Source organism: Rhodoplanes sp. (assembly GCF_013377085.1).
Taxonomy (GTDB): domain Bacteria; phylum Pseudomonadota; class Alphaproteobacteria; order Rhizobiales; family Xanthobacteraceae; genus Rhodoplanes.
In genome coordinates, this window is the sequence record NZ_JACAAX010000016.1 from 66,219 (window position 1) to 78,317 (window position 12,099).

Sequence of the window (12,099 nt, forward strand, 5' to 3'; positions counted from 1 at the left end):
CGACCAGGAGCGCGGCCAAGACGCGCTGCGAGGCGCGCCCGGCCTTCGGGCGCGCACTCGCCGGGCAGACGGCGGACGTCGAGACCGGCTCGACGCCGGCCGCTCACCAGCCGGTCAGCTTCTTGGTGGCGATCTCGTTGTCCTTGAGAAACTTCTTGTTGTCGTCGCCCTTGATCATGTGGACCAGGAGGCCGAACGTCTCCGCCTTCTGCTTGTGCTCCGGCGACGTCAAAATCGTCTTGAGCGCGGCGAGCAGCTTGGCCTGGACGTCCTTGGGCGGTCCGGCGGGCGCCGCGATGCCGCGCGACACCGACCAGTCCTGGTTGAAGCCCTGCTCCCGAAAGGTCGGAACCGTCGGATGGAACTGCGAGCGCTCCGGCGCCATCACGCCGAGCCCCCGGAAGGAACCCGACCGCGCCTCCGCGATGATCTCGCTGACGTTCGAGCTGAGAACGTCGATGTGGCCGCCGAGGGCCTGGGTCTTGCCTTCCGCCGTGCTGCGGAAATGCACCGCGATCATCCTCACCTTGCTCTCCGCCTGGTTGGACAGGAGGGCGAGATGATCGTCCGACCCGACCCCGTAGGTCGTGACCGTGAGCGTATCGGGTTTGGCCCGCGCCGCCTCGATCACGTCCTTGACGGTCTTGTAGGGCGAGTCCGCGCGCACCGACCACGCATTGTAGTCGAGCACATGGCTGACCAGCGGCGTGAAGCTGTCGAGCGTCTCGGTGCGCTTGTATTGCGGGTCGAGATAACCGGCATAGAGGCTCGGCACGTTGAACAGGCCGAGCGTGTAGCCGTCCGGCCGCGCCTGCGCGAGCGCGCCCCAGCCGACCCAGCCACCACCGCCCGACCGGTTCTCGACGGTCACGGACTTGCCGAGCAGCTTCTCCAGATCGGTCGCCAGCATGCGGGCGCCGATGTCGGTGCCGCCGCCGGCGCCGTAGGGCACGATCAGCGTGATGTTGCGTTCGGGGTACTCGGCCAGCGCCGGTGCGATGGCGGCCGAAAACGCCAGTGACAACGCCGAAAGGCCGGCCGCCACCGTAAAGGCTGTGCGTGTCGCGGTCTTGGAGGGCATGGTAGTCCCCTGCGGTCGGCCCAGGATGGGCGCGAGGTCGGCGATGGGCGTGACAGACGTGAGGCGGCATCAGACCGGTCGGTCCGCCGCTCGCAGGTGGATCACCTGCGCTTCGAGCAATGATGCATCATCCGCACAAACGAGGATCACGCCAGCGGGCCGGCCCGAACGGCCGGTAGCACGCCCGAATGCATGTGCGGTGCAGCACCGAACATGGCCACATCCCTGCGAGGACTGCGGGTCGTGGGAGGCGGCGCAGTCATGTCACGCTCGCCGCTCTAGCCCTCGAAAACCGAAACACGGACGGCGTCGAACTTGCGTCCCGGGACCGCGTTCCCGCCTCCGAAGGAACTCCCGGCGAGAGAGTCTCCAAGCGAAGTGCGAACCGGTTCGCCCGAAGAAAACGCTCCTACTCCCAAATCCCGGGGCGCGTTCCGACGCAAAACCGGGAGCCACTTTTGCTGAACCCGCTCTAGGTCGGGCCGCCCACCCGCCGCACCACCGACGAACCCGCCGCCTTCAGCTCGTCGATCGAGCCGAGGCCCATCAAAGCGAGCGTGATGGCGATCTCGGTGCGGAGAATGTCGATCGCCTGGGCGACGCCGGCCTCGCCGCCGACCGCCAAGGCAAAGGCATAGGCGCGGCCGAGCAGCACGCCGGAGGCGCCGAGCGCGATCGCCTTGACGATGTCGGCGCCGCGGCGGATGCCGCCGTCGACCAGCACGTCGAAGTCGCGCCCGACATGGTCGATGATCCCGGGCAGCACCGAGATGGTCGACGGCGCGCCGTCGAGCTGGCGGCCGCCGTGATTTGACACCACGATGGCGTCGGCCCCCGCCTGGCGGGCCAGCGCGGCGTCGGCGCGGGAGAGGATGCCCTTGATGACCAGCTTGCCGGGCCAGCGCGAGCGCAGCCAGGCGACGTCGTCCCAGCTCACCGTGCGATCCATCCGCCGCGACAGGCTGGCGGCCTGCTCGAGTGCGCCGCGGCCGAACTCCGGATGCTTCTCCAGCGCCTCGACGGCCGGCAGGCCGAGCCGCAGCAGATCGACGAGCCAGGCCGGCCGCATCATCATGCTGGCCAGCATGGCGGGCGTCGGCCGCGTCGCCGAGCGAAAGCCGTTGCGCACGTCGCGCTCGCGGATGCCCGTGACGGTGCAGTCGACGGTGAGAAACAGGGTGGCGACGCGCGCCTCCGCCGCGGCGGCGAGGAGCTCCTCGTTCAGGCCGCGATCGTCCAGCATGTAGAGCTGGAAATGCAGCTCACCCGTCACGGCCTGCGCCAGCGACCCGATCGAGGCAATGGAAAAGGTGGAGAGGCAGAAGCCCGTGCCGGCCGCCGCCGCCGCGCGCGCCGCCAGCATCTCGCCGCGCCCGCGATAGAGTCCCAGGAACCCGACCGGACCGAGCATGAACGGCAGATCATGCCGGATGCCGAAAAACGTCGTCGCGAGATCCGGGATGCGGCCGCTCGCCAGCACCCGCTGCTCCAGCACCAGATCGTCGAAGTCGCGCCGGTTGGCCGCCAGCGTCGTCTCGCCGAAGCTGCCGCCGTCGATGTAGTCGAAAAAGAGCTTCGGCAGGCGCGAGCGCGCGGCCTCGCGCATGTCGTCGATATTGACGATCGTCATCTGTTCGATATCCCCGGGGCGCAGACCGGTTTTCGCCGGACTCGCCCCACACTCCGCTCATTCCCGCGCACGCAGGAATCCAAGGCCACACGTCGTGCCGCTCCTGGGTCCCCGCCTTCGCGCTACGGGATGCACAGATCTCGTTTTGTCGAGACCATCTGGTGGTACGGCAAAAAGAGCGCCTTCCCCACCGTCGTCATCGCCGGGCTTGACCCGGCGATCCATCATCCTGCGAACAAAGCATTTTTGCGAAAATCGATGGATGCGCGGGTCGAGCCCGCGCATGACGCTCTCATGCATGGCAAGCGATGTGTGCATCCCGTAGCGCCTTCGCGGGGACGAGCGGAAACGGGGCCGCTTCACCATAAAATTGTCCCTCAATGCTCCGTCGCGGCCAGCACGGCCTCGGCGCGGATCTCCTCGGTGAGGCGCGCCTTGAGCTCGGAGAAGGCCGGCGTCGTCTTGAGGTGATAGTCGCGCGGATGCGGCAGGTCCACCGTGATGTCGGCCTTGATGCGGCCGGGGCGCGCCGTCATCACCACCACGCGCGAGGCGAGAAAGATCGCCTCCTCGATGTCGTGGGTGACGAACATCACGGTCTTCTTCTCGCGCTCCCAGATGCCGAGCAGCATCTCCTGCATCAGGCCGCGCGTCTGGGTGTCGAGCGCACCGAAGGGCTCGTCGAGCAGCAGGATCTCGGGATCGTTGGCGAGCGCACGGGCGATCGCGGTGCGCTGCTGCATGCCGCCGGAGAGCTGCTTCGGCCAGTGATGCTCGAAGCCCTTCAGCCCGACCTTGCTCACGAAGTCGGCGACGATCGCGGCGCGCTCGGCCTCCGGCATGCCGCGCTCGGCGAGCCCGAAGGCGATGTTCTCGGCGACCGTGAGCCACGGGAACAACGTGTAGGACTGGAACACCATGCCGCGATCGGCGCCCGGCCCCTTCACCTCGTGGCCGTCGAGCAGCACGCGCCCGGTGGTCGGCCGGTCGAGCCCGGCGACGATGCGCAGCAGCGTCGACTTCCCGCAGCCGGAGGGCCCCAGCACCGTGATGAAGTCGTTCTGCGCCACGCCGATGGTCATCGGCTCGAGCGCGCGGGTGGGACCTGCGCCCTTGCGGCCCGGGAAGCGGCGCGACACCCCCTCGACGAGAAGCTTGGTCATGCGAACTTCCACGGGAAGAGGACGCGGTTGACGGCCTTGAACAGGAAGTCGGAGACCAGCCCGATGACGCCGATGACGATGATGCCGAAGATGATCTGGCCGGTCGCCAGCAGCGACTGGCTGTCGACGATCATGTGGCCTATCCCGGAGGACGCGCCGATCAGCTCGGCGACGATCACATAGGTCCAGGCCCAGCCCAGCACGAGCCGCAGGATCTCGGCGATCTCCGGGGCGTTGGCCGGCAGCATGACGCGGGCGACGATGCCGCGGTCGCGGGCGCCGAGCGTGTAGGCGGCCTCGACCAGGTCGCGCCGTGTCCCGCCGATCGACAGCGCGACCATCAGGATGATCTGGAACACCGAGCCGATGAAGATCACCATCAGCTTCTGCACCTCGCCGGTGCCGGCCCACAGAATCAAGAGCGGGATGAAGGCGGAGGCCGGCAGGTAGCGCGCGAACGAGACGAAGGGCTCGAAGAAGGCCTCGATCGGCTTGTAGGCGCCCATGGCGATGCCGAGCGGCACCGCGACGATCGCGGCCAGCACGAAGCCGCCGAACACGCGCCACACCGTCATGCCGATGTCGTGCAGGAAGCCGTAGAGCACGAACAGCTCCCAGCCGTCGCGCAGCATGGTCAGCGGATCGGCCAGGAACGTCTTCGACACATAGCCGCCGAAGGTCGCCCACGACCACGCCGCGAACAGGAGCACGAAGAACAGGATGCCCAAGACGATCTTGGCGGTACTGCCGACCGGCTCGAGCGGTTTCATGGGCTGATGTCTCGTTCGGGCGCCCGGGGCCGGGGGACCGTGAAAGATCCCCGTAAAAGACGCGCGGAGGCTGCGGAGTCAACGGCCGAGGACGCAACCCGGACGTTCGTTTCAGGTTTTCGGAGCCGGCGCCGTCCTGTCGTGCCTTGCACGACCCTCCTCCTCATGGTGAGGAGCGATCCGCAGGATCGCGTCTCGAACCATGTGGCCACCAAGGGTGTGGGGCCACCCTCGCCCTTCGAGACGCGGCCTGCGGCCGCTCCTCAGGGTGAGGGTGGAGAGAGGTCGGCCGGCGCGTCACTTCACGGCGGGTCAGGTGGCGCCGTGCATCACTTCACGAAGCGGTCGTCGACAATGGCCTTGATGTCGGGCTTCTGCTTGATGATGCCGGCCTCGAGCAGGATGGCGGCGGCCTCGTCGGAGAACCTGAAGATCTCGTCGCTCAGGAATTTCTGGCTCGCCGCCTTGTCCTGCCAGCGCAGATAGGAGGCCGACTTGCCGAAGTCCTCGGCCGACTGCCGCACGTCGGCGCCCATGATCTCGTAGGCTTTCTGCTTGTCGGCCGCGATCATCTCCAGCGCCTGGAAGTAGCTGTCGGCCAGCGCCTTCGCGGCCTTCGGATTCTCGTCCAAAAACTTCGGCGTGCAGCCGACCGTGTCCATGATCATCGGATAGTCGAGCGTGGTGGCGATGATCTTGCCGGCCTCCGGCTTGTCGCGCACCGCGCCGAGATACGGCTCGTAGGTCATGGCGGCGTCGTTCTGGCCGGCCAGGAAGGCCTGCGCGGCCGGACCGGGCTCCATGTTGACGACGGTGACGTCCTTGACGGTGAGGCCGTTCTTCTTGAGGAACCAGGCGAGCGTGAAATAGGGCGCGGTGCCGGGCGCCGAGGCCGCGATGGTCTTGCCCTTCAGGTCGGCGATCGACTTGATGTCGTTGCGCACCACCATGCCGTCGGCGCCGTAGGACTTGTCGAGCTGAAAGATCTGCTTGGTGGCGACGCCGGCGGCGTTCCAGACGATCCAGGTCTCGATCGTGGTGGCGGCGCACTGGATGTCGTTGGCCGCGATCGCCAGGTGGCGGTCTTTCTGCGGGATCTTCTTCAGCGTCACGTCGAGGCCGTTCTTCTCGAAGATCCCGGCCTTGGCGGCGAGCGTGAGGGGCGCGAAGCCGGTCCAGCCCGAAATTCCGATACCGACCTTGGTGTTCTGGGCCTGCGCCGTGCCGGCCAATCCGAATGCCGCGATGCACGCGATCGCCGACAGCTTTCCAAACCGCATGGGACCCCCCACGTTGAAATTCGGGCGGATTTGAACAGAAGGGCCAAACCGTGTCAAATGTATAGACATAACGCAGATTGGCTGGTTTTTAGGCAACGCCGCGGCATCGGCGAGGCCTCGCGGAGGCGGAAGAGACGATGACGACAAACATCACGCCCGGCGACGTTGCGCTCTCCGACTGGCGCGCCATCTATCGCGGCGCTCCGGTCGCGCTCGATCCGGCGACGCGGGCGCAGGTCGCGGCGAGCGCCGACGCCGTGCAGAGCATTCTCGCCAAAGGCGAGCCCGTCTACGGCATCAACACCGGCTTCGGCAAGCTCGCCTCGGTGCGGATCGGCGATGCCGATCTGGAGACGCTCCAGCGCAACATCGTGCTCAGCCACGCCGCCGGGGTCGGCGCGCCGATGCCGAAGCCGGTGGCGCGGCTGATGATGGTGCTGAAGCTCGCCAGCCTCGCCCAGGGGGCGTCGGGCGTGCGCCCCGCGACGCTCGACCTCCTCGCCGCCATGATCGCCGAGGACCTGATCCCGGTGGTGCCGGCGCAAGGCTCGGTCGGCGCCTCCGGCGATCTGGCGCCGCTCGCCCACATGACCGCGGCCATGATCGGGGTCGGCGAGATTTTTTCCGGCGACGCGCGCCGGCCCGCCGCCGAGGCGCTCGGGAACGCCGGACTGTCGCCGATCGTGCTCGGCGCCAAGGAGGGGCTGGCGCTCCTCAACGGCACGCAGTTTTCCACCGCCTATGCGCTCGCCGGGCTGTTCGAGTCGGAGCTGCTGTTCCGCTCGGCGCTGGTCACCGGAGCGCTGTCGACCGACGCGGCGCGCGGCTCCGACACGCCGTTCGATCCGCGCATCCATGCGCTTCGCCGTCACCGCGGCCAAATCGAGACCGCCGACGCGCTGCGCAACCTGATGGCCGGCAGCGCCATCCGCACGTCGCATCTGACCGACGATCCGCGCGTGCAGGACCCCTACTGCCTGCGCTGCCAGCCGCAGGTGATGGGCGCCGCCCTCGACGTGCTGCGCCAGGCCGCCGGCACGCTCGCCACCGAGGCGAACGGCGTCTCCGACAATCCGCTGATCTTCGCCGACACCGGCGAGGCGCTGTCGGGCGGCAACTTCCACGCCGAGCCGGTGGCGTTCGCGGCCGACATGATCGCGCTCGCCGTGTGCGAGATCGGCTCGCTCGCCGAGCGCCGCATCGCCATGCTGGTCGATCCGGCGCTCTCGGGCCTGCCGGCATTCCTGACGCCAAAGCCCGGCCTGAACTCCGGCTTCATGATCCCGCAGGTGACGGCTGCGGCGCTGGTGGCCGAGAACAAGCAGCGGGCCTATCCGGCGAGCGTCGATTCGATTCCGACGTCTGCCAATCAGGAGGACCATGTCTCGATGGCGGCGCACGGCGCGCGCCGGCTCGGCGGCATGGTCGAGAACGCCATGCACGTGATCGCCATCGAGCTTTTGGCGGCGGCGCAGGGCTGCGACTTTCACGCGCCGCTCCTGTCCAGCCCGCCGTTGGAGGCGGTGCGCCGGCTGGTGCGATCGCGCGTTCCGCATCTCGACGACGACCGCCACCTGCATCCCGATCTCGTCGCCGCCGCGAATCTGGTGCGCAGCGGCGCCGTGGTCGACGCAGCCGCCCCGATGGCGCTGCCGGGATTTGATGCGGACGAGGCGTAATCGCGAACTGATCAGTTCGTCATTCCGGGGCGCGGGCTGAAGGCCCGCGAGCCCGGAATCCATAACCCCTGTCTGTGAGTATGGATTCCGGGCTCGCCGCTGCGCGGCGCCCCGGAATGACAAAGGAGAATTCACCGTCCGGCGCCGGCGTCGGTCGACGGGGTGAAGCGGGCGACGAGCTTCTGGCGGTCGCCCGGATACCAGACCCGCACCGCCGTGATCGGCTGGTCGCTGCGCCAAGTGCGGCGCTCGATCACCAGGCAGGCGGTGCCGACCGGCACGGCGAGCTTTTCGGCGATCGCCGCATCGGCGCCGGCGGCCACGATGGTGTGCTCGGCCTCGTGCCAGGGCACGTGGCGCAAGAGCCAGGTGCCGGGCAGCTCGGCCGCAAAATCGGCCGCCGCCGCCTCGGGCACGCTGTCGAGCGCGATCAGCCGGTCCTCCAGCGCATAGGGCCGGTCCTCGGCGACATGCCGGCACAGCAGCGCCAACACGGGCGCGCCGGCGGCGACGGCGATCCGGCCGCGGTCCTCGCGGGTCGCCCGCCGCCGCGCGCGCGACAACAGCTCGTAGCGATAGGTTTCGCCGCGGGCCAGCACCTCGGCCTTCACGTCGGGGATGCGCAGCACCGCCGACTGCCCGACCGGCCGGCGCACGAAGCTGCCGGCCCGGCGGCGACGCTCGATCAGGCCGGCCTCCACCAGGCTCGACAGCACCCGGTTGACCGTCATGCGGGCGCAGCCGTACTGCGCCATCAGCTCGTGCTCGAAGGGAATGCGGTGGCCCGGGCTCCAGGCCCCCGACAGGATGCGATCCTCGATGTCGGCGCGGATGCGCTGGTGCAGCGACCGCTCGATCGGCTGCTCCGTCCTGGCGCGTCCGCCCGCGGTCGACATGGGTCCTCCAGACTCCGGAGCGCGTTCAGCCAACGCCCGGTCCGGTCGTCGTTTCGAACGCGCTCACGAGCGACACCTCAGCACGCGCACAGCACCGGCACGGTGAGCTCGCGCAGCGTCGGCTTGGGCCGGCCGCGATCGAACAGCGACAGGCTGGCGCGGCCGGTGAGGCCGAGCGTCATCAGATCGGCGCCATGGTCGGACGCGAAGTTCAACAGCACGTCCATCATGGTCTCGTCCTCGAGCGCGAAAGGCTCGAACTGGGCCGCGACGCCGTGGCTCTTGAGATGCGCCAACGCCCGCTCGGCGAACTCGCTGCGCTGCTCGCGCTCGTAGGCATAGAGCACCAGCGCGTCGGCGTCCGTCGTCACCAGGGTCAGCCCGTCCTCCAGCGCGCGGGCTGCGCTGGCGCTCTCGCTCCAGGCGAACATCGGCCGCCGCCCGACATCGGGGAAATGCCCGGCATAGGGCACGACCAGCACGGGCCGGCCGCTGGCGCTGCAGACATGGCCGGCGAGATCGGCCGGCACGATGCGGCGCACCGAGTCCTCGTGCTGGCCGACGACCGTCATGTCGAAATAGGTGGCGAGCGCGCCGAGGCGATGCAGGATCTCGTCCTCGCCGCCGCGGTTGAGGTCGATCCACTCGGCATCGCGCAGGCTGCCGGCGGCCGACGAGAACGCCGTGCGGCTGGCGGCGGCGGCGTCGGCATAGACGGCCGGCGGCCAGTCGGCGACCACGCCGACCCGGTGCGCCTCGGCGAGCTGGCCGAACACGCCGGTCAGCCGCGCCTGATGGCGCTCGGCGAGCCGCACCGCCAGCGCCAGCCGCTCGGCGGCGCGCGACCCGGTGTCGAGGTGGACCAGAAGGTTCTTCAGAGCCATGTCGTTCCTCCATGGGCGATGATCGATGCACCGCCGCGTTTTGTAAGTCGGTCATCGAAGCGGGCGCGGGCGTCCTCGCGGGCCCGGAGCCGGGGATTTGGACGCGTCGCGCCGCAGGGCGGCATCATGCGGCGGGACGGCGCGCAGGGCGGCATTACGCGAAACGCCGCGTAGCGCGGCGAGCCGCTCGGCGTCGCGCCGCCGGCCCCAGCCGAAATGCCAGACGAACGTCGCCGCGAGCACGACGCCAGCGGCGATCATCTCCACCAGGACCGGCGTGTAGCTCATCGCCCTCCCCCCGCGACCTCACGGGCCGCCGATTCTGCGAGGATCGCGCGGGCGCCGCCCGGCCGCAACCTCCCGTTCCCGGTCGGAGCCGGGTTGAGCACATGTGCCAGCTCCCGCAGCCGGTCGAGCGCCATCGCCTCCTCCTCGGCCGCCTGCGGCGCGCCCCAGAAGGCCGACAGCGTCGGCCCGGTCGCGGCCGGCCGATGGCGCAGGAAGCCGAAGACCTCGTGCGGCCACACCCGCCGGCCCATGGCCGTGTACCAGCGCATGGCACGGCGCAGGCTGCGGTCGGGATGGAGCCAGGTGCGCCACAGCGCCCGCGGACGGAGCTGCAGCACCGCCTCGGTGAGCTTGACCCAGGCGAGCACCCGCCAGGCCGGCATGTGGCGGGTCGCCAGCACCTGATGCTTGTAGTCCCAGCGGGTGCGGTCGGTGCGGATGACCCGGCGGTGGGCGATGTCGCCGAACAGCGGCGTCCAGCGGTGCGGCGTCACGTAGAGGAGCTGGACCTGATCGGGATCGTAGGACAGCAGCCGCCGCATCCCGGCGAACAGGCTGCGGTCGGTCTCCTCCTCGAAGCCGACCACCCAGGTCGCCATCGACAGGATGCCGTGCTGGCGCAGCAGCCGGATCGCCTCACGATCGGTCGCGGTGCGGGATCCCTTGCGGACGCGGTCGAGCGTGGCGGCGTCGGTGCTCTCCAGGCCGAGCAGGAAACGCTCGAAGCCGGCCCGCTTGTAGAGATGGAGGATGTCGGCGTCGCGGACGATGTCGTCGGCCCGGGTCGAGCCGACCAGGATCAGCGGCACGTTCTCGGCAATCAGCGCCTCGAGAAAGCGCCGCCAGGCGGTGCGCGACACCGTCGGGGTCTCGTCGGCGAAGTTGATCACTTTGACGCCGTGCTCGCGATGCAGGCGGGCGAGCTCCGCCGCGAACATTTCAGGGTCGCGGTGCCGCCACCGGGTCCAGAACCCGCGCTGGCCGCAATAGGTGCACGGATGCGGGCAGCCGCGGGAAAACTGCGCCACCACGGCGCGCAGGCCGCCCCAATAGCTGTAGCGGGCTTGGTCGATCAGCTCCCAACCGACCCGCCAGGCGTCGAGGTCGCGGATCAGCGGCGCCGCCGGAGTGGCGACCGGAGCGCCCGCTTGCCGGAACGCGATGCCGCGTACCGCGACGAGCGGCGTGCCGGCGTCGAGCGCCGCGACCAGGCGCCGGGCCGTCTCCTCGCCCTCGCCGCGCACGATGGCGTCGACATGCGGCTCGTCGCGAAGAATCTCGCGCCAGTGATAGGTCGGGAAGACGCCGCCATAGATCACATGCGCGGATGGCAGCGCCGCCGCGACGGCGCGCGACACGGCGGCGATCACCGGGTGGCCGGAGGTCGAGCCCGAATGGCCGAACAGCACGGCGTCGGGCTGGAAGGCGACGGCCTCGGCGACGATCTCGGCGGTCGACAGCGGCGCGAGTTCGGCGTCGAGCAGCCGGACCTCGTGGCCGTCGTCGATCAGCGGACCGCCGATCGCCAGCAGGCCGAGCGGCGGCAGGTGGTCGTCCGGGATGCGGCTGCCGATCGCCGGATGCGGGACATTGACGAGCAGGAGGCGCATGGCCTTCCTCCTCACGCGGCGCTGGACACCGCGGCGGCGGGCTCCTGCGCATCGGCCGCGCCGAGGCCGCCGAAGCGCCGCTCGCGGACGGCGAACCACGCCACCGCCGCGGCCAGATCCTCGGCAGAAAAGTCCGGCCACAGGCGCGGGACGAACAAGAGCTCCGCATAGGCGCATTCCCACAGCAGGAAGTCGGACAGCCGCTGCTCGCCGCCGGTGCGGATCAAGAGGTCGACGTCGGGCACCGGCTCGCCGCTGCCGTCGCCGCCGGCGAGAAGCTGCGCGAATTTTTCGCGGGTGAGCGGCCCCTGCGCCGCCGCCCGCATGGCGGCGTCGACGATGGCGTCGCGGGCCGAGTAGTCGAGCGCGACCCGCAGGTCGAGCGCGGTGCCGCCCGAGGTGGCGAGCTCGGCCGCCGCGATCTCGGCGGCGAGGCCGGCCGGCAGGCGGTCGCGCCGGCCCATCACGGTGAGGCGGGCGCCGGCCTCGGCGAGCCGCGCCGTCTCGGCTCGCACGAAGCGGCGCAGCAGCGCCATCAGGGCGGCCACCTCGGTCGCCGGGCGGCGCCAGTTGTCGGCCGAGAAGGCGAACAGCGTGAGCGTCTTGATGCCGAGCGCCGGCGCCGCCTCGACGGTCCGCCGCACCGCCTCGACGCCGGCATGGTGGCCGGCCGGCCGCGGCAGGCCGCGCGCCGTCGCCCAGCGGCCGTTGCCGTCCATGACGATGGCGACGTGCCGGGGCGCGTCGGCGGGCATTTCACTTTGCGCTACAAAGCGTTGGGACATGGATGACCTCGGACGGAATGGGGCGTGGCGTTG

11 protein-coding genes are annotated in these 12,099 nt (G+C 69.9%); 1 reads left to right on the forward strand and 10 read right to left on the reverse strand.

What is annotated here, in order from left to right; genetic code table 11:
* Positions 1–103: 103 nt before the first annotated feature.
* The 5 genes from HXX10_RS13305 to HXX10_RS13325 form a co-directional block, all read right to left on the reverse strand.
* A complete protein-coding gene (locus tag HXX10_RS13305; protein WP_296522799.1) occupies positions 104–1,081 on the reverse strand; it encodes a tripartite tricarboxylate transporter substrate binding protein in 978 nt (325 codons plus the stop codon).
* Positions 1,082–1,553: 472 nt separating this feature from the next.
* Positions 1,554–2,711, reverse strand: a complete 1,158-nt coding sequence (locus tag HXX10_RS13310) for an alpha-hydroxy acid oxidase (RefSeq protein WP_296522800.1) — start codon at positions 2,709–2,711, stop codon at positions 1,554–1,556.
* Between the two features lie 377 nt (positions 2,712–3,088).
* Entirely contained in the window at positions 3,089–3,874 is a 786-nt protein-coding gene (locus HXX10_RS13315; RefSeq protein ID WP_296522801.1) for an ABC transporter ATP-binding protein, read from the reverse strand.
* Positions 3,871–4,644, reverse strand: a complete 774-nt coding sequence (locus HXX10_RS13320; protein ID WP_296522802.1) for an ABC transporter permease — start codon at positions 4,642–4,644, stop codon at positions 3,871–3,873. The genes HXX10_RS13315 and HXX10_RS13320 overlap by 4 nt, the downstream gene beginning before the upstream one ends.
* Positions 4,645–4,973: 329 nt before the next feature.
* Complete coding sequence (locus tag HXX10_RS13325) at positions 4,974–5,924, reverse strand: ABC transporter substrate-binding protein (protein WP_296522803.1); 951 nt, start codon at positions 5,922–5,924, stop codon at positions 4,974–4,976.
* Positions 5,925–6,061: 137 nt separating this feature from the next.
* Here HXX10_RS13325 and hutH point away from each other — a divergent pair, with 137 nt between their 5' ends.
* On the forward strand, positions 6,062–7,603 hold the full coding sequence (gene hutH, locus HXX10_RS13330) for a histidine ammonia-lyase (protein ID WP_296522804.1): 1,542 nt from the start codon (positions 6,062–6,064) through the stop codon (positions 7,601–7,603).
* Between the two features lie 131 nt (positions 7,604–7,734).
* Here the strand turns inward: hutH and hutC are convergent, their stop codons facing one another.
* The 5 genes from hutC to HXX10_RS13355 all read right to left on the reverse strand — a co-directional run bounded on the left by hutC (position 7,735) and on the right by HXX10_RS13355 (position 12,066).
* Positions 7,735–8,499: a histidine utilization repressor gene (gene hutC, locus HXX10_RS13335; protein WP_296522806.1), complete on the reverse strand. Its 765-nt coding sequence runs from the start codon at positions 8,497–8,499 to the stop codon at positions 7,735–7,737.
* A 77-nt stretch (positions 8,500–8,576) separates the two neighbouring features.
* Entirely contained in the window at positions 8,577–9,383 is an 807-nt protein-coding gene (locus HXX10_RS13340) for a universal stress protein (protein ID WP_296522808.1), read from the reverse strand.
* A 51-nt stretch (positions 9,384–9,434) separates the two neighbouring features.
* The gene (locus HXX10_RS13345) at positions 9,435–9,671 is read right to left on the reverse strand and encodes a hypothetical protein (protein ID WP_296522810.1); all 237 of its coding nucleotides are present in this window, start codon (positions 9,669–9,671) and stop codon (positions 9,435–9,437) included.
* Positions 9,668–11,281, reverse strand: a complete 1,614-nt coding sequence (bchE, locus tag HXX10_RS13350) for a magnesium-protoporphyrin IX monomethyl ester anaerobic oxidative cyclase (protein WP_296522812.1) — start codon at positions 11,279–11,281, stop codon at positions 9,668–9,670. Before bchE ends, HXX10_RS13345 begins: the two co-directional genes overlap by 4 nt.
* A gap of 11 nt (positions 11,282–11,292) precedes the next feature.
* Positions 11,293–12,066 (reverse strand): di-trans,poly-cis-decaprenylcistransferase, encoded by a 774-nt coding sequence (locus HXX10_RS13355; RefSeq protein ID WP_296522813.1) that lies wholly within the window; start codon positions 12,064–12,066, stop codon positions 11,293–11,295.
* Between the last annotated feature and the right edge of the window lie 33 nt (positions 12,067–12,099).